This is a genomic window from Variovorax paradoxus (genome assembly GCF_030815855.1).
Lineage (GTDB): Bacteria > Pseudomonadota > Gammaproteobacteria > Burkholderiales > Burkholderiaceae_C > Variovorax > Variovorax paradoxus_M.
Map to the genome: position 1 here is coordinate 4,694,209 of NZ_JAUSXG010000001.1, position 22,727 is coordinate 4,716,935.

Below are 22,727 nucleotides of genomic sequence, written 5' to 3' on the forward strand. Positions count from 1 at the left end.
TTTTCCTTCATGAATGAGACTCTTTATTTCGCCACAGATGCCGCAATAATCAGCAGGCTCGGGCGAGAGCTGGTAGCAAGGCAGGAGACAGCCTTGATAGAGTTGGTCAAAAACTCATTCGATGCAGACGCAACTCATGTGACTGTTCGATTTACGGAGGATGGAGCTCTGGAAATTGAAGACAACGGCGTTGGAATGTCGCGCGCAGTTTTGATCGACAGTTTCTTGAGGCTTGCAAGCGATTTTAAAGTTCAATCGCCTTTCTCTCCACACTTCAAACGCCGCAGAGCCGGACGAAAGGGCATTGGACGGTTTGCCACTCAACGCCTCGGCGATGTGCTCGTGCTGCGTACGACGCCAGAGGGCAGTTCGGCTGGACTGATGCTCACCGTTGACTGGACAAAGTTTACTTCAGGTCGAGACCTAGGCAGCGTCGATGTTACGCTGTCACCCATTGATAGCGAGACTCAAGGAACCACGTTACGCATCGAAGAACTGAGCGACGAATGGACAGATGCACAGATACGTCGATGCTGGCGAGGCGTGTTGGCGCTCCAACAACCATTCCCCGTTGCAAAAATAGAATCCAACCCGGCGGTTGACCCCGGATTTTCTGTCGAATTTAGACGGGCAGATGAATTCTTCGGTGATGAAAACACAGTCGCCGACTTTAAAACAGAGATTCTAGACCACCTGCACGCGGTCATCGAGCTAAGCGTTTCCGACGACGGCTTTGCTAAATGGAGAATTTCGGCAAACAGATTTGGGGAGTCGCGGCCGTGGATGAAAGTGCATCACGATCACTTGGACTCTTCTACCCCGCCTCCGTATAAGCATCTAAAAAGCGCGGCGATGAAGACACATTATGTGATCTTGTCGCCGGATCTGTTACCCAGTCTTGTCTATGCGAGGGTGAGAGATGTTCTAGCAGATCAAGGCGGCGTTCGTCTCTATCGAAATGGATTTAGAGTAGTGCCGTACGGTGATGCTGGCAATGATTGGTTGCGGCTTGATGAGATCTATTCAAAGCGTGCGATATTGGCGCCAATCGCGAATCGTAACTTTTTCGGCGTAATAGAGGTGACTGATGTCGAGGGTAGGCTGTTTGAAGAACACACCTCGCGCGAAGGACTCATCGAGACGCCCGCGTTCATCGAGCTTCGAAGCCTTGCATCGGCCGTCTTGGTCTCAGCAGCTACCAGGATTGCTGAGGATCGAGGTCGTAAAACTCGTGCTGGCGCCAGTCGACCACGCCTCGAACGAGCGCCCAGTGCCGACGCTCTTCACGATCTCGATGCCGCCTTAAAAGCGACACAAGACGCGGCGATCAAAGCCGCCGCAAATGGGGCCGGCCATGACGCAGCTGAGGCCGTAGTCGCTCAAGTCCGCGAAGCCACCCGGATTCTCGAGGAAAAAAAGGAAGAAATCGCTACAGCAGAGGCTCGGCTCGCTGACGAGGCAGCCATGTTGCGATTCTTGGCGACCCTTGGCATGACCACCGCGGAGTTCAGTCATGAAACCGGGATGACGTTTGACGCCTTTCGTCTGGATTTTCAGGCCGTCTTCGAGATGGCCAAGCTAGCGTCCCATGGTGACGCTCAATTGCTGGCGCAGTCGGAGCGAGCAAGTAGCATGCTTGCAAGGCTAGATACGCTGACGTCTTATCTGAATACGCTTGCCGCAGCTCGAACGGCGCGCGGCATGCGTCCGATTAGTCTGGCTCGAGCATTACATGAGTTTCATCTTGGCGTGGTATCGCAAGCACGCGCCCAGGGAGTCGAGCTGATTGTTGAAATACCGCCCTACGATCCCTTGTTCACGACTCCTATGCACGAGGCGGAAATAGCTTCGATCCTTCTAAATTTATACACCAACGCGGTTAAGGCGATAAAACGCGCAAACGGTGAGAGAAAAATTCTAGTTAAAGCAGACCGAATTTCCGACGAGACAGCAGTCCGAATCCAGTTTTTTGATTCCGGCGATGGGATCCTGGACTCGAATTTGGACCGTGTCTTTGATGCATTTTTCACCACTCGAACATCAGCACCGGCGGGTAGCTCAGACGTCGAGCACGCAAAGGGCACTGGGCTAGGCCTGTGGATTGTTCATCAAATTGTCGAAAACTCCTCGGGTCGGATTTTTGCATCAAGCCCAGCAGATAATTTTTCCACCTGTTTCGATCTGAGATTTCCCTCTGAACCGGATTTATGACTATACCCCGCTGGATCTTCGTGGACGATCAAGCCGATGCCGCAAACGCCTTTGCAAGTAGATTGTCGAATGAAACCGGATTAGATGTTGTTGTTTTCGCCCCCGCAGAAGCCAAGGCGAAAATACTAACAGGACAAGATGCACCGGATGGTGTCCTAATGGACGTAGACCTCTCTGCAGCTGTCGGGGAAACAGGGACCGGTCCTGGGATTGCTCAAGATATTCGAATTAAGCAAAAATCCAGAGATATTCAAGAGTTCCCAGTTATTCGCTTTGCAGCGATCGGGCCGGTGGAAAGAAATATCAAAGGTGATCCGGCAAGCGATGATCTTTTTGATTTAAAAATCCAAAAAGAATCACTACTAAAAGATACAGAAGAAGTCGTGGCCCAGCTACACGGACTTCTCGAAATTTACCGTGGACTAAAAGAAGCAAAAACGGAAGATGTTCAAACACTTCCGATGCTCGTCGGGCTGAGTCTTGAAGACTGGGAGCTACTTGGTCATCTCGGTTTTGAATCAAGACTCCTATCGGCTATTCAGTCCGCTCCTCACGTGGCCGCTGGCACATTAATGCGCGACTTCCTGCTGCCAGCTGGGCTTTTGATCACTGAAGATCTTCTCGCTGTCCGCCTTGGTGTGGATGTTTCGGCCTCGGGGACGTCTTGGGATGAGGTCAAAGCAAAGCTCCCGTTTTTTTACTCAGGCATTGGCGGAAAGAGGTTTGTTAGATGGTGGGCCCGAGGCCTAGAAGCGTGGTGGCTCGAGGCAACTCGTGAATCAAGGCCGCTGAGCAACCTCACTCCACCCGAAAGAGTGGAGCGCTTAAATCAAATATGTGCCGTGAAGGGCCTCGTCCCGTTACAAATGCCAATCGGCAGCGCCGGATCTCGGCCATGGCGGCTTTGCTCGTTGATGGGCGAGCGGGAGCCAAAAGAAACGATGGCGATCGATCCTTTGGAGAGCGTACGCTTGATGCCGCGGACGGACCTCCCTCCGTGGGTGGATCCACTCTATGCTGCGTTAGGTCCTGCATTGCAGCAAGGGAAGGATTTTCGTCTGAACCAGACCGACTTGACCCGGCTGTCACGCAAGCATAAATAAAATGTGGGACGCATTTCCGAAGGAGCTCTGTGACCTTGCTCGAGTGCTTCTCCGGCATGCAGAAACAGAGCGGACTGGTATTGCTTTGCTCGGGATGGAGCAGGCCTTCTCTTTTGATTGGATGAATCAGCGACTGCTCACAAGTAACATTTCCTTCCCAATACCGCCGCCGAGAAACAAGGCACTGCATCCACATGGCTGCACGGTTACGGATGCAGAACTGAAATTTATCTTTGTGCTAGGAAATAACATTGAGAATGTGCTCATCCCAGAGCAATCCGATTTTCAGGTTAAAGTAATTGGCCACGCAGAGTATGATGCCGCCCTCGTTGAACTCGAAGATCATTGGCGGGTAGACACGCATATCCATACGGGCGGTCCGCCTCCCAACGAACCTCATGCACTTGTTCATTTTCAAAGAGGTGGTCATGCGCAGGACTCATTTGCAAGCGGACCTAACTTTTTGCCCGGTATCAACTTGCCGGCGCTCAAAGACGGAATTTGGGCATCTTTATTTCAATCACCCGGGCCTCGAGTTCCTTTTCCTCCGTTCTGTCCAATATTAGCGCTAGACTTCACGATCGGGCAACACGATGGTTTGCTTTTGAACAAGCTTCGTAGCGAACCTGAGTATCAACAAATCATTCATATGGCTCAGACCCGGCTATGGCTTCCTTTTTTCAATGGGCTTGCTCAACAAGCAAATCGCAAGCGCTGGTTAGGTGAGATGCTCTTAGACGGAGTCTGAGCTTTTTCTACCAAGGGATCGGTATTGAAAAAAATTTTGATGCTCTCGCGTATCAGAAGCGCCCCTAGCGGTGACGGGCGTTACTCGATGGGCGCATCGGCGCTATCTGATCAGACAGGCCTGTACATCGACTGGCAATCCGTAACCACGGCGGTCCGTAAGGTTCTATGGGCTAACGCCCGCGTCTCGACGGCATTGAATCGCCGGGATGACTCATGAGATAGCGCCCGCCTTCGCTCAGTATTGATTTAGCTATTTTCGGCGAACGCCCGTCATGAACTCCGGTATTGACTATCTGACCCGCACTTCAGCCGCAACACGAAAACTCTTTGAAGGTGTCGAGTCCTACTTGGACCCTCTGAGGAAGGGCGTCAAAGGCGCCGTGTTTGTCAGCGAAGGAGCGACTCCGCCGCATCCAGCGCCAGCTACAGCACATGGGCTTAAGAAAACCCAAAACAACTGGAGCAGTCGGAGCAGGCTCGGGCGGAGTTCGTCGCAGAACTCTTTGCTATGGCCGCTCTATGCGGAGGGATCGCGGCTGGGGCACGATGGATCCAAGCCGTGCATTGAAATTTATCGGTACTTATGGCGGTATCTTTTTTCTTCCAGCCCAAAGAATCCAATATCCATGCGGATTTTTGACATGCCCGCGATTCCTGTCGAACGCGCGTGTGTGGATCGTGGCCGGCCACACCGACATGAGGAAGGGCTTCGGCGGTTTGGCTGCCATGGCCCAGACGACGCTCGCGGCCAATCCGTTCTGCGGCCATGTCTTCCGCGGCAAGCGCGGCGACATCCTAAGGGTGCTGTGGTTCGACGGCCAGCGACTGATGCCGCTGGCCAAGCGCCTCGAGCACAGCCGCTTCGTCTGGCCGCAGGCCAGGTCCGGCAGCGTCTCGCTCACGCGGGCCCAACTCTCGATTGCTGTTGGAAGGCATCGACTGGCGTATGCCGGTGTGGGTTCGATCCCGCTCGGGCACGAAACTTCGATTCGCCAGACGCTGTCTGGCGAATCGGCCAAGCAAGGAAGAACGAGCGCATCTGCTGCAAGTTCTGACGGCTGAACCCTCGACCAAATTGTCCCGTCAGGTCCAATGAAAGCCGAACGATGAGTTGCTCGCCATAGCCCCTCGCCGCCTGCCTTTCTACTCGGACTCGACGATGCGACGACCGACCTCCCTGTAGCTTGCCGCCACAAAGAATTGACGCTCCGAGCAGCTGCGTGCCTTGCAGCATCGAGCAACTCGACGATGCCCCATGGACATCGGCATACCCGCTCGGCAAGGTCGCAGCGCTTGCCTTGGAAGAAGGAGCCGCTCCCCTCATGACTTGATGCCCTCCGATCGAGATTCGGCGAGGTTGTGCCATTGCAAGGCGTCAACACTGCTCTCAGAATCGGACATCAAGATGGGCAACGCGCCGGCAAGAGGGCCAGCCTCCACGCTCATCCCGCTCCTCGTTGCTGTCGCGAACCCCGTGCAAGAAGGCATCGCCAACGCCTTGTTCGCGGCCAGGTCATCCAGCAGATCCGCCCACAACTGGATCATCTTGCGCCGCTGATGTAGGAAAGTGGCGCGGTCATAGGCGCTACCCAGTTCCTCATCGGAGCCATGTGCCAGATGCCGCTCGATCACCTCACGATCCGCCCCCAGCAGCTCGCGAATCAGGGTCCGGGCGGTGGCGCGGAACCCGTGGCCTGTGATCTGTTCCTTCGTGTCATAGCCCAGCGTGCGCAACGCACTGTTGATGGTGTTGTCGCTCATGTAGCGCGTCTTCTCGGAACGCTTCGACATGCTGCGGAAGATCGGCCCACTGGGACCGGTCAACGGAAGGATGTCACGCAGGATCTCAACCGCCTGCTTCGGCAGCGGCACGAGGTGAGCCGGCGTGCGTACGTCGCGCTTCTTCCACTCCCGCAGCTTCATCTTCTCGGGTGGGCAACGCCACAGCGCCTGATCGAGATCCACATCTTCCCAGTGCGCCAACCGCAACTGACCTGGCCGCTGGAACAGCAAGGGCGAGAGCTGCAAGGCCGCCCGTGTGATCACGTTGCCGTTGTAGGCACGCATGTCTCGAAGCAACTGGCCGAGCTTCTGCGGGTCCGTGATGGCTGCATAGTGGCGCGTGCGAGGTGGCGGCAGACCGGCCGTGCGGCTGTTCACGAAGTTCCTGGCCGGCTCCAGCGCGCCCACATCGACGGCGTACTGGAACACGTGCTGCACCGCCTCACGCACGCGCTGCGCCGTCTCCAGGTTGCCGCGCTCCTTGATGCGGTGAAGGCATCGGACCACCTCGGTCGGCAAGATGGCCTCCATGGCCAGCGCACCGATCCACGGGAAGATGTGCAGCTCCAGGTGACGCATCACCTTCTCGGCATAGCCGGCGGACCATTCGCGATCCTTCCGCGCCTGCGCATGCCATGCGCGGGCGGTCCGTTCAAAGGTATTGAGGCGCGCAACGCGATCGCGTTCTTCCTCCACCCGCCGCGCCTCCCGTGGATCGACGCCCTCGGCGCGCTTCTCGGCTTCGGCGCGCGCCTTCCTGCGCGCGGCGGCAAGCGTCACGACCGGGTAGTGCCCGATGCTGAGCTTGGCCTCCTTGCCATGCCGCTTGTAGCGATAAACCCACGCCTTGCCGGTCGGGCGCACGCGAAGGTACAGACCGTCACCGTCCGCCAGCAAATATTCCTTGTCCCGCGGCACTGCCGCCTTGATCTGAAGCTCGTTGAGTTGCCCCATGGTGTACCCAAAATCGACTGCGATTGAAAAGCAGTCTGGGGTACACCGTGGGGTACGCGCAAGAACGGGACTTTGTGGGATTCGGTGATGCCGCCTGAGCCGCCTTTTTGAGGCTAAGTCCTTGATGTACAAGGGCTTTTGAGCTGTCTTGGGATCTACCGAGAAAGAAAAATGGTGGCCTGGGGCGGAATCGAACCACCGACACGCGGATTTTCAATCCGCTGCTCTACCAACTGAGCTACCGGGCCTTGGTGTGCAGCCTCAAATTATACAGCGCTTCTGCGGCCTCTCGAAAGGTCGACGCCAAGTTGTTTGAGCTTGCGATAAAGATGGGTCCGCTCCAGCCCGGTTTTCTCGGCCACACGGGTCATCGAACCGTTTTCCATGGCGAGATGGAACTCGAAGTAGGCCTTCTCGAAGCCGTCGCGCGCGTCGCGCAGTGGGCGGTCCAGGTCGAAGCTCTGGGTCGATTGCGGGCCGGCATCGGGCACCGGCACGGAAGCCAGCGAGGCCAGCAGCAGGCTGTCGCCGGTGGTGGTGATGGCGGCCGCCGGGTTGACGCCCGTGGCCGGAGGCACGACGCCCGCGGCCGCCCGCCTGGCGCTTTCGCGGGCGAGGCCCTGCTCCACGGCCTTGAGCAGCTTCTGCAGCGTGATGGGCTTTTCGAGGAACGCAAAGGCGCCGATGCGGGTGGCGTCGACGGCGGTGTCGATGGTGGCGTGGCCGCTCATCATGATGACGGGCATGCTGAGCAGGCCGGCGGTGGACCATTCCTTGAGCAGCGTGACGCCATCGGTGTCGGGCATCCAGATGTCGAGCAGCACGAGGTCGGGACGTGCGCGTTGCCGGGCTGCGCGTGCTTCGGCGGCGTTTTCCGCGAGCTCCACGTTGTGGCCTTCGTCATTGAGAATTTCGAAGAGCAGGTCCCTAATGCCCAGCTCGTCATCGACCACGAGAATGTTTGCCATGAGTGCTGCTTGTTGTATGCGCCGGTATCTGCAATGGTGTGTAGGGGGTCCGCCAGCCGCCCCATCGTCTGCACGCGATGGGTTTCTTTCGCGCTCAGGCGGCGGAAGACTTCGGATCTTCGGTGTGAGCGACCGCTGTTTGCGATTCGCCTGCCAGCGCGAATGATAGCGAGACTTGCGCGCCGGCTACAGCCCCATCGACAACGCGGTTGGAAAGCTCGATGCGCGCGCCGTGTTCGTCGGCGATCTTCTTGACGACGGCGAGCCCCAAACCGGTACCTTTTGTTTTCGTGGTGACGTAGGGCTCGAAGGCTCGCTTGAGGATGTTCTCGGCAAAGCCCGGGCCACTGTCCTGCACGGTCAGGCGCACGCGCTGGCCCGAATCGCCGAGGCGGGTGCGGATGACCACCTCGCCGGCGCGGCCGGTGCTGGTGGCGGCGGCCTCGGCGGCATCCTGGGCGTTCTGCAGCAGGTTGTGGATGACCTGCCGGATCTGCTGCGCATCGCCGCGAATCGGCGGGCAGCGCTCGTCCAGTTCCGAGCGCAGCGCGATGGGCGCGCTCTCGGCGCTGTAGAGCTGGAGCACGTCGGTCAGCAGCGCATTGAGGTCGACGGGCTTGAGGTCGGCCGCGGGCAGGCGGGCGTAGTCGCGGAATTCATTGACCAGCCGCTTCATCGCATCGACCTGGTCGACGATGGTCTTGACCGACTTGACGAGCACGGCCTGCTCTGGCGGCGCGACCTTGCCGGAGAGTTTCATCTCGAGCCGCTCGGCCGAGAGCTGGATCGGGGTCAGCGGATTCTTGATTTCGTGGGCCAGGCGGCGCGCGACCTCGCCCCAGGCCTGTGCTCGCTGGGCCGACACGATTTCGGAGATGTCGTCGAACACCAGCAGCCGCGCGGCGCCCGGCAGCTCCGCGCCGCGCGCGACGATGTTGATGGCACTGCCCTGGTGCGGCAGGTCGTTGCCGGTGGCGTGCAGTTCGAAGGCATGCTGCCAGTGGTCGAGGCCATGCTGCACGCGCTCGACCTGGAACTCGTCGAACTGCTGCTGCACGTTATTGCCGAAGTCGGCCAGGCCGGGCACCAGTGCGAGCGGCTGCCCCTCGTAGGCGGCCAGGGGCGCACGCAGCACACGCGTGGCGCCGGGGTTGGTGGAAAGAATGGTGCCCTTGGCGTCGAGCACGATCACGCCCGAGGTCAGGTTGTCCAGAATGGTCTGCAGATTGGCACGGGCGGCATCGAGCTGGCCCATGGTTTTTTCGACCGCGCCGCGGGCATCTGCCAACTGCTGGGTCATGACGGCAAAGGAGCGGGTCAGGCCGCCGAGCTCGTCCTTGCCTTGCAGCACGGCAGTCGGCCGCAGGTCGCCTGCGGCCACCTGGCGCACGCCCTCCGCCAGCACGAGCAGCGGCCGCGCCAGCTGGTTGCCGAACAGCACCGCCAGCAGCACGGCGCCGAACACGGCAAGGAAGAGGCTCAGCGTCAGGGTGCCGATGTACATCCGCCGCAAGCCCTCGCGGGCCAAGGCGCGCTCCTGGTACTCGCGGTTGGCTTCTTGCACGGCGAGCGCATTGGCAACCACGGCGGGCGGCAGCGGCTGCGTGACCTGGAGAAACCGCGGCGCGGTGTCGAAGTCGAAGCCCGGGCGCTGCACCATGGCGATGGCGCGCACCGTGGCGGGCGGCAGGCTGGCACCCGGCGCCGCTGTTTCGTCGAGGCCTTCGATGTGGGCGATGGCGCGGTCGGCGCGCACCTGCCGCAGCTGCTGGATCGTCGGCCGCTCGGGGTTGAGCTGAAAGCGCGAGGCGCCCGCGCCTGCGATGAGCTGGCCGGTACCGGTCCAAAGCACCACGTCGCTGGCCTGGAGCTGCTCGCGAATGCGCTCGAGGGCAAGGCCCGCGCTCGCATCGGGCACCTGGGCCAGCTGGGCGCTGGCCGCGCGCGTCTTGGCGGCGAGGTCGTCCGACAGCGAGTCGAGCGTGGCGCGGCCCAGGTTCAGGCCGGCATCGAGCGCGCCCTCGACCTTGACGTCGAACCAGCTCTCGATCGAACGCGCGACGAACTGGTAGGACACCACGTAGACGAGCGCGCCCGGCACCACGCCCACGAGCGCGAAGATGGCGGCCAGCTTGATGAGCAGGCGGCTGCCGAACTTGCCCTGGCGCAGCCGCCGCAGCAGGCGGAAGGCGACCCAGCCGATGACCAGCACCAGCAGCACCGCCACGACCACGTTGATGCCGAAAAGCCGCACGTAGTAGCGTTCGTACAGCGCGCGGTTGTTGGTGGCTTGGGCCAGCAGGAACATCAGCACCAGGCCGATGGCGGTGACCAGCGCGGCGCCGACGCTCACGGCCCAGCGGACCGCGCGCGAGCGGCGAGCGGCGGGTGTGGCCGCTGCGCCGCTGCGCGGTTTGTTGCTCACCGCTGTTTCTCCAGCGGCAGCTTGGCGCTGCGCTCGGCGACGATGTTCCAGTCGGCCTGCCCGACCACGCCGATCTGGAACGGGCGCGGCAGTTGCGAGGTGTCGAGCCGGAAGCGGAAGATGACTTGGTGCTGCGACTCGTCGCCGATGTCGGCCGCGTCGCCCAGCCGCAGCCGGCCGATGCGCTTGACGGCCTCCATCGCGTCAGACAGGCTGTCGAAGTTCTGATTCAGCGAAACGCCAAAGCCGGCGGCGCCGGTGATCGGCACGGGGGAAACGTTGAGCCGCCACCGCCGCGTCAGGGGCTGGTAGGCAAGCCGCATGTGGCGCGTGACCTGCGCCACCTTGCGATCGGTCCAGTACCAGCGCTCCTGAAACACCTCGGCCTCGGCCACGAAGTAGATGGCAATGCCCTTGTCGAGCACCTCCTCGACCAGCGACGGCAGTTCGAACTGCACGGCCGCAGTGAGATAGACGCCGTCGTCGCCCTGCTCCAGGCGCATCTGGGTGACCGAGGGGCCGGTACGCCCTTGCGCTGCCGCGCCGAGGGGCAGCCAGCTCAGCAACAGCACGCAGGCGAGCAGCAGTGCGGCCAAGGGCGCCAAGCCGCGCCATCCCGAAGATCTAGCGGGGACGTTTTTCAAGCAGCGCGTAGAAGAAGCCGTCGTGATCACCTGAGGGATTGTCCGGGACGGCGCGGGCATTCGCCCCGCTTTGGGGAAGCAAATGGCCTGGCGACGCCTTCAATCGGGCGTTGGTGTTGTGCGCAAGAAACGCATCGATTTGTTGCGCGCCCTCTTCGCGGAACACCGAACAGGTGCAATAGAGCATGCGGCCACCGGGCCGGACCAGCGGCCAGAGCGCCGCCAGCAGCGCCGCCTGTTGCACTGCGAGCTGGGCCGTGTCGCTCTCGCGCCGCAGCCAGCGTACGTCGGGGTGGCGCCGGACAATGCCCGAGGCCGTGCAGGGCGCATCGAGCAGGATGGCATCGAAGGGCGTGCCGTCCCACCACGCGGAGGGGCGCGCGGCATCGGCCACTACTACTTTAGCGGTCAGCCCGAGCCGGGCCAGGGTCTCATCGATGCGGCGGCTGCGAACGGCGTCGACTTCCAGGGCCGTCACATCGATGGCTCCGGGCTTGGCCATTTCCAACAGGTGGGCGGTCTTGCCGCCGGGGGCTGCGCAGGCATCGAGCACGCGCAGCGGCGCGGCGCCGTCCGTGGGGAGCAGGCCGTCGAGCAGCAGCGGCGCCGCCAGCTGCGCGGCGGCATCCTGCACCGAGCACTCGCCGTCGGCAAAGCCGGGCAGCTGCTGCACCGGACGCGCGCGCGTCAGCTGCAACCCGGAAGCCCCCACGCGAACCGCCTCCAGGCCTGCGGCCTCGAGCGCCAGCTGGTAAGAAGGCACGGTGGTCTTTTGAAGATTGACGCGCAGCGTCATCGGCGGCTGTGCGTTGTCCGCGGCGAGCACGCGCTGCCAATCGCGTGGATGATCGCGCTTGAGACGCTCGATCCACCACCGCGGATGATTCCACTGCGCCACCGGCTCATGGTCGGTCGCGGCCACGAGCTCGTCGCGCTCGCGCAGAAATCGCCGCAGGCAGGCGTTGATGAAGCTGGCCTGCGCGCGCGTGGCCGGATTGCGCTTCGCAGCCTCGACGGTCTGGTCGACCAGCGTGAAGGGCTCGTAGGGCGCGTGCTCCGCATCCCAGGCCAGCGCGAGCGCGGTGCACAGCAAGGCATCGGGCAGCGGCGGCGGCGTGCGCTTGGCCAGGTGGCGGCGCAGCGCCTCTGCCCGGCCGAGCCAGCGCAGCACCTGAAAGCCGAGCGCCTGCACGCCGGGGCGCATGGCGGGCTCCACGGATTCGAACGCGACGGTGCCCGAGCTGCCGGCGCGAATGGACGCGAGCGCCGCCGCAGTCAGTTGCAGTTGGCGCCACAGAGGGGGTTGCAGATGCGGAGCGGTGCCGCCTGCGGGATCGGAAGTTAGTTCTGGCAAGTTGAGACGATGGTAATGGGCCGGCATGACGCGCAGCGCCGCACAAGATGAAGAAAAAGATGCGACTTTGGACGCCAAGCACTCAGAGCAGGGGCGCGGCGGGACGCAAACGCACCAACCATGCCACCAGCAGCGCCGGGAACTGGACGATCGCGGCGTTGTACTGCCCTACCGCCGCATTGAACTGGCTGCGCGCAATTTCCGCCGAGGCCGAAGGTTCGGGCCACGCCATGGGTTCGAACGCGCCGGGCAATGCCGCATCGGCACCGGAGCCGGACCCGGTCGACTGAAGCGGCACGGGCCGCGAGAGCGTACCGTCCGCATCGAAGACCGTGACCGCATCCGGATGCTGCCGCTGCCACGCGTTGACCAGCACCTGCAGCGCGGTGGCCAGCGCCGCCATGGCGCCCGGATCGAGCGGATGCAGCCGCGTCGCGCCGAGCACGGTGGCGAGCTGGGTGGTGGCAGCCTGCAGCGGCGCCACGGACGAAGACAGGCTGGGTGACGGTGCATCCTTCTGCGGCGGCGCGGCGGTGATGCTGGCCTGAACGAAGTCGAGTTGCTTGCGCAGCGCCGCATCGAGCGTGGCGTAAGCCTGGAGCACGGCCGCGCGCGAGCGCACGAGCCTGTTGTAGGCCCCCACGAACCAGAACAACAGCACCGCGACGACGATCCAGCCGGCCAGCGAATCGGGCAATACGCTCATCGACGAAAAGGCCTCGTAAAAACACAAAGAAAAACGCCCCCCAACCGGGGGCGGTCGGGGGGCGTCTGGATACCGGTCATGACCGGTGATGCTAACCAGTTATTCGGACGCGGCGCCTTCGCTGGCGTCGGCCGTGCTGTCGACATCGCTGGTCGAACCGGCCAGCTCTGCAGCTTCCGATTCGGCGATGGCGCGGCGCTCGGCCTCGTCCATCTGGTCCTTGACCTTGCGCGCCTGGTGGTACGCCATGCCGGTGCCCGCGGGAATCAGGCGGCCGACGATGACGTTTTCCTTCAGGCCGCGCAGCTCGTCGCGCTTGCCCATGATCGCGGCTTCGGTCAGCACGCGCGTCGTTTCCTGGAACGAAGCCGCCGAGATGAACGAGTCGGTCGAGAGCGATGCCTTCGTGATACCCAGCAGCAGGTTGGTGAACGTCGCGGGGATCTTGCCTTCGGCGCGCAGGGCGTCGTTGGTGTTGAGCATTTCGCTGCGTTCGACCTGTTCACCGGAGATGTAGTTCGTCTCGCCGATGTTGTCGACCACGACGCGGCGCAGCATCTGGCGAACGATCACCTCGATGTGCTTGTCGTTGATCTTCACACCTTGCAAGCGGTACACGTCCTGCACTTCGTCCACGATGTAGCGCGCGAGTTCTTCCGAACCGAGCAGGCGCAGGATGTCCTGCGGGTCCGCCGGACCGTCGACCACGCTTTCGCCCTTGTTCACCACCTGGCCTTCGTGCACCAGGATGTTCTTTTCCTTCGGCACGAGGTCTTCGTAGACGCCGCCTTCCGGATCGGTGATCTGCAGGCGAATCTTGCCCTTCGTCTCTTTACCGAACGACACGGTACCGGTCATTTCGGCCAGCATGCCCTTGTCCTTCGGCGAACGGGCTTCGAACAGCTCGGCCACGCGCGGCAGACCGCCGGTGATGTCGCGGGTCTTCTGGCCTTCGACCGGAATACGCGCCAGCACTTCGCCGGGGCCCACGTCCTGGCCGTCGCGGATCTGCACCAGCGAGCCGATCGGGAAACCGATCGTCACCGAGTGGTCGGTGCCCGGGATCTTCACTTCGGCGCCGGAGGCGTCGATGAGCTTCACCTGCGGACGCACGACCTTGGCGGCGCCGCGGCGCTTCGGGTCGATCACGACCAGGGTCGACAGACCGGTCACTTCGTCCACCTGCTTCGCAACCGTGAGGCCTTCCTCGACGTTTTCGAACTGCGTCTTGCCGGCGAACTCGGTGATGATGGGGCGCGTCAGCGGATCCCAGTTGGCAAGCACGTGGCCGGCCTTGATCTGCTGGTCGGCCTTGACCGCCAGGATCGCACCGTACGGCACCTTGTGGCGCTCGCGCTCGCGGCCGTGTTCGTCATGAATGACGATCTCGCCCGAACGTGCAATCACCACCAGTTCGTTCTTGCTGTTGGTCACGTAGCGCATCGTGGCGTTGAAGCCGATCGTTCCGTTGGACTTGGCTTCGACGCTCGAGGCCACTGCCGCACGCGATGCCGCGCCACCGATGTGGAACGTACGCATCGTGAGCTGCGTGCCCGGTTCGCCGATCGACTGCGCTGCGATCACGCCGACCGCTTCGCCGATGTTGATCAGGCCGCCACGGCCCAGGTCGCGGCCGTAGCAGGTGGCGCAGATGCCGAAGCGGGTTTCGCAGGTCAGCGCGGTGCGGACCTTGACTTCGTCGACGCCCTCGGCTTCGAGCTGTTCGATGTTGTCTTCGTCGAACATCTCGCCGGCCTTGAGCAGCACCGAACGGTTCTCGGGGTGCAGCACGTCGTCCGCAGCCGAGCGGCCGAGGATACGGTCGCGCAGCGATTCGATCACTTCACCGCCTTCGACGATGGCGCGCATCAGGTAGCCGCCGTGCGTACCGCAGTCCTGCTCGGTCACGACCAGGTCTTGCGTCACGTCGACCAGACGACGGGTCAGGTAACCCGAGTTCGCGGTCTTCAGCGCCGTGTCGGCCAGACCCTTACGGGCGCCGTGGGTGGAGATGAAGTACTCCAGCACGTTCAGGCCTTCGCGGAAGTTCGCGGTGATGGGCGTCTCGATGATCGAGCCGTCCGGCTTGGCCATCAGGCCCCGCATACCGGCCACCTGGCGAATCTGCGCTGCGGAACCGCGGGCGCCGGAGTCGGCCATCATGTAGATGGAGTTGAACGACTCCTGCTCGACTTCCTTGCCGTGGCGGTCGATGACCTTCTGCTTGGACAGCTTGGCCATCATGACCTTCGACACTTCGTCGCCGGCCTTGCCCCAGATGTCCACCACCTTGTTGTAGCGCTCACCGGAGGTCACGAGACCGGAGACGTACTGCTGTTCGATCTCCTTCACTTCCTTGGCCGAACGCTCGATGATGCCGTGCTTCTCGGCGGGCACCAGCATGTCGTCGATCGCGATCGAGATACCGGCCTTGGTCGCCAGGCGGAAGCCGTTTTGCAGCAGCTTGTCGGCGAACACGACGGTCTCTTTCAGGCCGCACTTGCGGAACGAGACGTTGATGAGCTTGGAAATTTCCTTCTTCTTCAGCGCCTTGTTGATGTTCGAGAACGGCAGGCCCTTCGGCAGGATCTCGGACAGCAGTGCACGGCCCACGGTGGTGTCCACCAGCGACGTGGACGGCGTGAACTCACCCGTTTCCTTGTCCTTGGTGTACTCCGTGATGCGCACGGCGACCTTGGCGGTCAGCTCGACTTCGTTGGCGTCGAGCGCGCGCTGCACTTCACCGATGTCGGAGAAGATCAGGCCCTCGCCCTTGCCGTTGATGCGGTCGCGGGTCGTGTAGTACAGACCCAGCACCACGTCCTGTGAAGGAACGATCGACGGTTCGCCCGACGCCGGGAACAGCACGTTGTTGGAGGCCAGCATCAGCGTGCGGGCTTCCATCTGCGCTTCCACCGACAGCGGCACGTGAACGGCCATCTGGTCGCCGTCGAAGTCGGCGTTGAAGGCCGCGCAAACCAGCGGGTGCAGCTGGATCGCCTTGCCTTCGATCAGGATCGGCTCGAACGCCTGGATGCCCAAACGGTGCAGCGTAGGCGCACGGTTCAGCATGACCGGGTGTTCCTTGATCACTTCTTCCAGGATGTCCCAGACCACCGGCGTGCCGGATTCGACTTCCTTCTTGGCAGCCTTGATCGTGGTCGCGATGCCCATGGCTTCGAGGCGCGAGAAGATAAAGGGCTTGAACAGCTCGAGCGCCATCAGCTTCGGCAGACCGCACTGGTGCAGCTTGAGCGTCGGGCCCACCACGATGACCGAACGGCCCGAGTAGTCGACGCGCTTGCCCAGCAGATTCTGGCGGAAGCGGCCGCTCTTGCCCTTGATCATGTCGGCCAGCGACTTGAGCGCGCGCTTGTTGGCGCCCGTCATGGCCTTGCCGCGGCGGCCGTTGTCCAGCAGCGAGTCGACAGCTTCCTGCAGCATCCGCTTCTCGTTGCGCGCGATGATTTCCGGAGCCTTCAGCTCCAGCAGGCGGCGCAGGCGCGAGTTGCGGTTGATGACGCGGCGGTACAGGTCGTTCAGGTCGGAGGTCGCAAAGCGGCCGCCGTCCAGCGGCACCAGCGGACGCAGGTCCGGCGGCAGCACGGGCAGCACTTCGAGCACCATCCACTGGGGCTTGATGCCCGACTTGCGGAAGGCTTCCAGCACCTTGAGGCGCTTGGAGTTCTTCTTGACCTTGACTTCGGAGCCGGTCAGGTCGCCGCGCAGGCGTTCGATCTCGCTGTCGAGTTCGATGCCTTCGAGCAGGTCCTTGATGCCTTCGGCGCCCATCTTGGCGACGAACTCGTCGCCGAATTCCTTGCGCTTCGCGTCATAGTCGTCCTCGGACATGATGCCGAACTTCTTCAGCGGGGTCATGCCGGGATCGGTGATCACGTAGGCTTCGAAGTACAGCACGCGTTCGATGTCGCGCAGCGTCATGTCGAGCACGAGGCCCAGGCGCGACGGCAGCGACTTCAGGAACCAGATGTGCGCGCAGGGCGCGGCCAGGTCGATGTGGCCCATGCGCTCGCGGCGCACCTTGGTCTGCGTGACTTCAACGCCGCACTTCTCGCAGATCACGCCGCGGTGCTTCAGGCGCTTGTACTTGCCGCACAGGCACTCGTAGTCCTTGATGGGGCCGAAGATCTTGGCGCAGAAGAGACCGTCGCGCTCGGGCTTGAACGTGCGGTAGTTGATCGTCTCTGGCTTCTTCACCTCGCCGAAAGACCACGAACGGATCTTCTCGGGCGAAGCCATGCCGATCTTGATGGCATCGAAATGCTCATCGGGCGTGAATTGCTTGAACAGGTCGAGTAGCGATTTCATAAGACTCTTTCCCTTTTCAAATTAAGAACGCTCGAGCTCGATGTCGAGCCCCAGCGAACGAATTTCCTTGACCAGCACGTTGAACGATTCCGGCATGCCGGCTTCGATCGTGTGCTCGCCCTTGACGATGCTTTCGTACACCTTGGTACGGCCTTGCACGTCGTCGGACTTCACGGTCAGCATTTCCTGCAGGACGTAGGCGGCGCCATAAGCTTCCAGCGCCCACACTTCCATTTCACCGAAACGCTGGCCGCCGAATTGCGCCTTGCCGCCCAGCGGTTGCTGCGTGACGAGCGAGTACGGGCCGGTCGAACGGGCATGCATCTTGTCGTCCACCAAGTGGTGCAGCTTCAAGAAGTGCATGTAGCCCACGGTGACCGGACGCTCGAACTGGTCGCCGGTGCGGCCGTCGTACAGGTACGCCTGCGTGCGCGTATCGGTCAGGCCCTTGAGCTTGGCGATGTCGTCCGGATAGGCGAGCTTCAGCATGCCGCGGATTTCTTCTTCCGAGGCGCCGTCGAACACCGGGGTCGCAAAGGTTGCGCCGGTCTGCAGGTTGGCGGCCATCTCGAGCACGTCGGTGTCGCTCAGCTTGCTGAGGTCTTCCTTGCGGCCCGAGCCGTTGTACAGCTGCTCCATGAACTTGCGCAGCTCGGCCACCTTGGCCTCTTGCTGCAGCAGGTCGCCGATGCGCTGGCCGATGCCCTTGCCGGCCCAGCCCAGGTGCACTTCGAGCACCTGGCCCACGTTCATCCGCGAAGGCACGCCCAGCGGGTTCAGGCAGATGTCGCACGGCGTGCCGTCAGCCATGTGGGGCATGTCTTCGACCGGAACGATCTTCGACACCACACCCTTGTTGCCGTGGCGGCCGGCCATCTTGTCGCCGGGTTGCAGGCGGCGCTTGACGGCCAGGTAGACCTTGACCATCTTGAGCACGCCCGCGGGCAGCTCGTCGCCCTGCGTGAGCTTCTTGCGCTTTTCTTCGAACGCGAGGTCGAAGCTGTGGCGCGTCTGCTCGAGCGAGTTCTTGATCGATTCGAGCTGGGTGGCCACTTCGTCGTCCGCCGGGCGGATGTCGAACCAATGGAACTTCTCGACCGACGCCAGGTAGGCCTTGTCGAGCTTGGTGCCCTTGGCCAGCTTGTTCGGGCCGCCGTTGGCGACCTTGCCGGTCAGGAGCTTCTCGATACGGTCGAACGCGTCGGCTTCGACGATGCGAAGCTGGTCATTCAGGTCGAGGCGGAAGCGCTTGAGCTCGTCGTCGATGATCTGCTGGGCGCGCTTGTCGCGCGTGATGCCTTCGCGGGTGAACACCTGCACGTCGATCACGGTGCCTTGCGAGCCTTGGTCCACACGCAGCGAGGTGTCCTTCACGTCGGAAGCCTTCTCGCCGAAGATGGCGCGAAGCAGCTTCTCTTCAGGCGTGAGCGTGGTCTCGCCCTTCGGCGTGACCTTGCCCACCAGCGTGTCGCCCGGCTGCACTTCGGCGCCGACATAGATGATGCCGGATTCGTCGAGGCGGTTGAGCTGCTGCTCGGCCAGGTTCGGAATGTCGCGCGTGATTTCTTCGGCACCGAGCTTGGTGTCGCGAGCCATCACCACCAGTTCCTCGATGTGGATCGAGGTGTAGCGGTCTTCCGCGACGACGCGTTCCGAGATCAGGATCGAGTCTTCGAAGTTGTAGCCGTTCCACGGCATGAACGCGATCAGCATGTTCTGGCCGAGGGCCAGTTCGCCGAGGTCGGTCGATGCGCCGTCGGCCACCACGTCGCCCTTGGCGATCTTGTCGCCGCGCTTGACGATCGGGCGCTGGTGGATGTTGGTGTTCTGGTTCGAACGCTGATACTTGATCAGGTTGTAGATGTCCACACCGACTTCACCGGCAGCCGCTTCGGCGTCGTTCACGCGCACCACGATGCGGGTCGCATCGACGTAGTCGACGATACCGCCACGGGTGGCCGTGACCACGGTGCCCGAGTCGACCGCGGAAACGCGCTCGATGCCGGTACCGACGATCGGCTTTTCGGGGCGCAGCACAGGCACGGCCTGGCGCTGCATGTTGGCGCCCATCAGCGCGCGGTTCGCATCGTCGTGCTCGAGGAACGGCACGAGCGAAGCGGCCACCGACACGATCTGCGCAGGCGACACGTCCATGTACTGGACGCGCTCTGCGCCCACCAGGATCGATTCGCCGGCTTCACGCGCGGAGACCAGGTCGCCGGTCAGCTTGCCTTCCTTGTCCAGGACCGCATTGGCCTGGGCAATGACGTACTTGCCTTCTTCGATGGCCGACAGGTAGTCGATGTCCATCGTGACCTTGCTGTCGACCACGCGGCGGTACGGCGTCTCGATGAAGCCGTATTCGTTCAGGCGGGCGTACAGGGCCAGCGAGTTGATCAGGCCGATGTTCGGGCCTTCAGGCGTTTCGATCGGGCAGACGCGGCCGTAATGGGTCACGTGCACGTCGCGCACTTCGAAGCCTGCACGTTCACGCGTCAGACCACCCGGGCCAAGGGCCGACACGCGGCGCTTGTGGGTGATTTCGGACAGCGGGTTCGTCTGGTCCATGAACTGCGACAGCTGCGAGGCACCGAAGAATTCCTTCAGCGCGGCCGAGATCGGCTTGCTGTTGATCAGGTCGTGCGGCATCAGCGGCTCTTGCTCCGCTTGGCCCAGGCGTTCCTTCACGGCCTTCTCGATACGGGCCAGGCCGGTGCGGTACTGGTTCTCGGCCAGTTCGCCGACGCAACGCACGCGGCGGTTGCCCAGGTGGTCGATGTCGTCGACTTCGCCGTTGCCGTTGCGCAAGTCCACGAGAATCTTGACCACGGCCAGGATGTCTTCGTTGGTCAGCACCATCGGGCCGGTCGATTCGTCGCGGCCGACCTTGGCGTTGAACTTCATGCGGCCGACGCGCGACAGGTCGTACGTGTCCGGGTTGTAGAACAGGCGCTGGAACAGGGCCTGCACCGCGTCTTCCGTCGGCGGCTCGCCGGGACGCATCATGCGGTAGATGGCCACGCGTGCGGCGAACTCGTCGACGGTTTCGTCGATGCGCAGCGTCTGCGAAATGTAGGCGCCCTGGTCCAGTTCGTTCGTGTAGATGACCTGGATGTCCTGCACGCCGGCCGTGCGCAGCTTCTTCAGCAGCGCTTCGGTCAGCTCGTCGTTGGCCTTGGCCAGGATTTCGCCGGAGTCGGCGTCGACGATGTTGCGCGCAATGACGCGGCCGACCAGGAAGTCTTCCGGCACGCTGATGTGCGTGGTGCCCGACTGCTCGAGTTCACGCGTGTGGCGCGCGGTCACGCGCTTGTCCTTGGCGACCACGACCTTGCCCGACTTGTCGGTGATGTCGAAGCGCGCGACTTCGCCGCGCAGGCGCTCGGGAACGAATTCCATCTGCGCGCCGCTGTCCATCAGGCGGAAGTTGTCGTTCACGAAGAAGTTCGCGAGGATCGATTCCGGGTTCAGGCCGATGGCCTTCAGCAGGATCGTGACCGGCATCTTGCGGCGACGGTCCACGCGGAAGTACAGCATGTCCTTCGGGTCGAACTCGAAGTCGAGCCACGAACCGCGGTAGGGAATCACGCGGGCCGAGAACAGGAGCTTGCCCGAGCTGTGCGTCTTGCCCTTGTCGTGCTCGAAGAACACGCCCGGCGAACGGTGCAGCTGCGAGACGATCACGCGCTCGGTGCCGTTGATGATGAACGAACCCTTTTCGGTCATGAGCGGCACTTCGCCCATGTAGACCTCTTGTTCCTTCACTTCCTTGACCACCTTCGACTGCGACGTCGACGACTCGCGGTCATAGATGATGAGCTGGACCTTGGCGCGCACGGCCGAGGCGAAGGTCAGACCGCGGGTCTGGCATTCGCGCACGTCGAAGGCGGGCTTCGCGAGGTTGTACTCGAGGAACTTCATCTCGACAAAACCGTTGTGCGAGACGATCGGGAAGGCTGCGTCGAATGCGGCCTGCAGGCCTTCGACGGTGCGTTGTTTGGGCGGAATGCCGGCTTGCAGGAACGCGGTGTACGCGTCTTTCTGCATCTGCAGCAGGTAAGGGATTTCTACGACGCTGTCGCGATTGCCGAAACTTTTTCGGATGCGCTTGCGTTCGGTGTAACTGTACGCGGACGATTGGGCCATGAGAGCTCCGGAGCTTGAGATCTTCAGCGACTTGTCAGCAATGCCGAGGCACTGCTGCTTGGCGGCTGGCCACTACCAGCCGTTGGCGGACAGCGATGCGTTGCACATCGCCCGAACCAAGGGATCTTCTGCAGTCGGGGTCAGAAGACACTCAAAAATCCCGACTCGTTTTGGCTTTTCCGGAACCCTTCGGGTCTCCGGGAAAACCGGCAACGAGCCGGCTTTTGGGTGCGCTCTGAAAGCGGCAAAGGCTGGAGGGCCTTTTCAGGCACCTCCAGCCCTCGAGGGGGACTGAATTACTTCAGTTCCACCTTGGCGCCGGCTTCTTCCAGCTTCTTCTTGGCGGCTTCAGCGTCAGCCTTGGACAGGGCTTCCTTGACAGCCTTGGGAGCGGCTTCCACCAGGTCCTTGGCTTCCTTGAGGCCCAGGCCGGTGATTTCGCGCACGGCCTTGATGACCGAAACCTTGTTCGCGCCGACGTCCGTCAGCACGACGTTGAATTCGGTCTGCTCTTCCACTGCAGCAGCAGCGGCACCGCCACCAGCGCCGGCCGGAGCGGCCATTGCAGCGGCGCTCACGCCGAACTTCTCTTCGATGGCTTTCACCAGGTCGTTGAGTTCCAGGACCGTCATGCTGTCGAGCGCGGTCAGAAATGCGTCTTTATCGAATGCCATTTTTGTTTCCTAACAATTGGGTTGAATATTTCAAACGCAAGGCTCAAGCGGCCTGCGCTTCTGCCGGTGCATCGGCGGGTGCAGCTTCGCCACCACCGCGCTTCTCGGCCAGCGCCGCGAGCACGCGGGCGGTACGAGAGATCGGGGATTGCATCAAGCCCAGCAATTGCGACAACAGCACTTCCTTCGAAGGGATGTTGGCCAGTTGCTTCACGCCGTTGACGTCCAGGGCCTTGCCGCCAAACGCGCCGCCGCGAATCACCAACTTGTCGTTGGTCTTCGCGAAGTCGGCCACCACCTTGGCGGCGGCCACTGCGTCCTCGGAAAAGCCGTAGATCAGCGGACCGGTCATCTGGTCGCCGACGACTTCAAATGCGCTACCAGCCACAGCACGGCGTGCCAGCGTGTTCTTCAACACGCTGAGGGTCACACCCTTGCTGCGAGCTTCGCTGCGCAGTTTGGTCATATCGGCCACCGTGATGCCACGGTATTCCGCCATCACGAGCGTTTGAGCTTTAGCGGCGAGGCTGGTCACATCACTGATGACCGCTTCTTTCTCACTGCGATTCAGACTCAAGGTCTACTCCTTTTAATGCGACCTTCGGCCGGGGCCTCGGATCGCGCTTCATGCAGCGACCAACTGTTTCGGAACAAAAATAAATTCCTTGCAGCGGGATCGCC

14 protein-coding genes, 1 tRNA gene and 1 pseudogene are annotated in these 22,727 nt (G+C 62.1%); 4 read left to right on the plus strand and 12 right to left on the minus strand.

Annotation, left to right across the window (positions count from 1 at the left end; all coding sequences use genetic code 11):
* Positions 1-9 precede the first annotated feature (9 nt).
* From QFZ42_RS22430 to tnpB, 4 genes are all read left to right on the plus strand, one after another.
* On the plus strand, positions 10-2,211 hold the full coding sequence (locus QFZ42_RS22430; protein ID WP_307703084.1) for a sensor histidine kinase: 2,202 nt from the start codon (positions 10-12) through the stop codon (positions 2,209-2,211).
* 20 nt (positions 2,212-2,231) lie between these two features.
* Positions 2,232-3,314 carry a hypothetical protein gene (locus QFZ42_RS22435; RefSeq protein WP_307703085.1) on the plus strand — a complete coding sequence of 361 codons (1,083 nt, stop codon included), beginning with the start codon at positions 2,232-2,234 and terminating at the stop codon, positions 3,312-3,314.
* A 1-nt stretch (position 3,315) separates the two neighbouring features.
* Entirely contained in the window at positions 3,316-4,062 is a 747-nt protein-coding gene (locus tag QFZ42_RS22440) for a hypothetical protein (protein ID WP_307703086.1), read from the plus strand.
* 548 nt (positions 4,063-4,610) lie between these two features.
* Positions 4,611-5,126: an IS66 family insertion sequence element accessory protein TnpB gene (gene tnpB / locus QFZ42_RS22445; protein WP_444875729.1), complete on the plus strand. Its 516-nt coding sequence runs from the start codon at positions 4,611-4,613 to the stop codon at positions 5,124-5,126.
* Here the strand turns inward: tnpB and QFZ42_RS22450 are convergent.
* The 12 genes and pseudogenes from QFZ42_RS22450 to rplJ form a co-directional block, all read right to left on the minus strand.
* Positions 5,122-5,430 (minus strand): annotated as a pseudogene (locus QFZ42_RS22450) (hypothetical protein); the annotation flags it as partial. The gene tnpB and the pseudogene QFZ42_RS22450 sit on opposite strands and share 5 nt — an antisense overlap.
* On the minus strand, positions 5,385-6,800 hold the full coding sequence (locus tag QFZ42_RS22455; protein ID WP_307703087.1) for a tyrosine-type recombinase/integrase: 1,416 nt from the start codon (positions 6,798-6,800) through the stop codon (positions 5,385-5,387). The gene QFZ42_RS22455 and the pseudogene QFZ42_RS22450, both read right to left, overlap by 46 nt.
* A gap of 172 nt (positions 6,801-6,972) precedes the next feature.
* Positions 6,973-7,048, minus strand: a tRNA-Phe gene (locus QFZ42_RS22460).
* Between the two features lie 18 nt (positions 7,049-7,066).
* Positions 7,067-7,768 carry a response regulator gene (locus QFZ42_RS22465; RefSeq protein ID WP_157611832.1) on the minus strand — a complete coding sequence of 234 codons (702 nt, stop codon included), beginning with the start codon at positions 7,766-7,768 and terminating at the stop codon, positions 7,067-7,069.
* A gap of 94 nt (positions 7,769-7,862) precedes the next feature.
* Positions 7,863-10,193, minus strand: a complete 2,331-nt coding sequence (locus QFZ42_RS22470) for a sensor histidine kinase (protein WP_307703088.1) — start codon at positions 10,191-10,193, stop codon at positions 7,863-7,865.
* Positions 10,190-10,696: a DUF4390 domain-containing protein gene (locus QFZ42_RS22475; protein ID WP_373423405.1), complete on the minus strand. Its 507-nt coding sequence runs from the start codon at positions 10,694-10,696 to the stop codon at positions 10,190-10,192. The genes QFZ42_RS22470 and QFZ42_RS22475 overlap by 4 nt, the downstream gene beginning before the upstream one ends.
* Before the next feature lie 121 nt (positions 10,697-10,817).
* Positions 10,818-12,146 carry a 16S rRNA (cytosine(967)-C(5))-methyltransferase RsmB gene (rsmB, locus tag QFZ42_RS22480; RefSeq protein ID WP_307704290.1) on the minus strand — a complete coding sequence of 443 codons (1,329 nt, stop codon included), beginning with the start codon at positions 12,144-12,146 and terminating at the stop codon, positions 10,818-10,820.
* A 127-nt stretch (positions 12,147-12,273) separates the two neighbouring features.
* Positions 12,274-12,897 carry a lema family protein gene (locus QFZ42_RS22485; RefSeq protein WP_307703090.1) on the minus strand — a complete coding sequence of 208 codons (624 nt, stop codon included), beginning with the start codon at positions 12,895-12,897 and terminating at the stop codon, positions 12,274-12,276.
* Positions 12,898-12,996: 99 nt separating this feature from the next.
* On the minus strand, positions 12,997-17,226 hold the full coding sequence (gene rpoC, locus QFZ42_RS22490; RefSeq protein WP_307703091.1) for a DNA-directed RNA polymerase subunit beta': 4,230 nt from the start codon (positions 17,224-17,226) through the stop codon (positions 12,997-12,999).
* A gap of 21 nt (positions 17,227-17,247) precedes the next feature.
* Complete coding sequence (rpoB, locus tag QFZ42_RS22495) at positions 17,248-21,372, minus strand: DNA-directed RNA polymerase subunit beta (RefSeq protein ID WP_307703092.1); 4,125 nt, start codon at positions 21,370-21,372, stop codon at positions 17,248-17,250.
* 296 nt (positions 21,373-21,668) lie between these two features.
* Positions 21,669-22,046 carry a 50S ribosomal protein L7/L12 gene (rplL, locus tag QFZ42_RS22500; protein ID WP_093126724.1) on the minus strand — a complete coding sequence of 126 codons (378 nt, stop codon included), beginning with the start codon at positions 22,044-22,046 and terminating at the stop codon, positions 21,669-21,671.
* Between the two features lie 43 nt (positions 22,047-22,089).
* Positions 22,090-22,623 carry a 50S ribosomal protein L10 gene (gene rplJ, locus QFZ42_RS22505; RefSeq protein ID WP_307703093.1) on the minus strand — a complete coding sequence of 178 codons (534 nt, stop codon included), beginning with the start codon at positions 22,621-22,623 and terminating at the stop codon, positions 22,090-22,092.
* Positions 22,624-22,727 lie beyond the last annotated feature (104 nt).

Coding starts and splice junctions, on each gene's coding strand:
- QFZ42_RS22440 (WP_307703086.1), top strand. CDS start 3,316: ATGTGGGACGCATTTCCGAAGGAGCTCTGTGACCTTGCTCGAGTGCTT.
- QFZ42_RS22465 (WP_157611832.1), bottom strand. CDS start 7,768: ATGGCAAACATTCTCGTGGTCGATGACGAGCTGGGCATTAGGGACCTG.
- QFZ42_RS22485 (WP_307703090.1), bottom strand. CDS start 12,897: ATGAGCGTATTGCCCGATTCGCTGGCCGGCTGGATCGTCGTCGCGGTG.
- rplL (WP_093126724.1), bottom strand. CDS start 22,046: ATGGCATTCGATAAAGACGCATTTCTGACCGCGCTCGACAGCATGACG.
- QFZ42_RS22430 (WP_307703084.1), top strand. CDS start 10: ATGAATGAGACTCTTTATTTCGCCACAGATGCCGCAATAATCAGCAGG.
- QFZ42_RS22455 (WP_307703087.1), bottom strand. CDS start 6,800: ATGGGGCAACTCAACGAGCTTCAGATCAAGGCGGCAGTGCCGCGGGAC.
- rpoC (WP_307703091.1), bottom strand. CDS start 17,226: ATGAAATCGCTACTCGACCTGTTCAAGCAATTCACGCCCGATGAGCAT.
- QFZ42_RS22475 (WP_373423405.1), bottom strand. CDS start 10,696: ATGCGCCTGGAGCAGGGCGACGACGGCGTCTATCTCACTGCGGCCGTG.
- tnpB (WP_444875729.1), top strand. CDS start 4,611: ATGGATCCAAGCCGTGCATTGAAATTTATCGGTACTTATGGCGGTATC.
- rpoB (WP_307703092.1), bottom strand. CDS start 21,372: ATGGCCCAATCGTCCGCGTACAGTTACACCGAACGCAAGCGCATCCGA.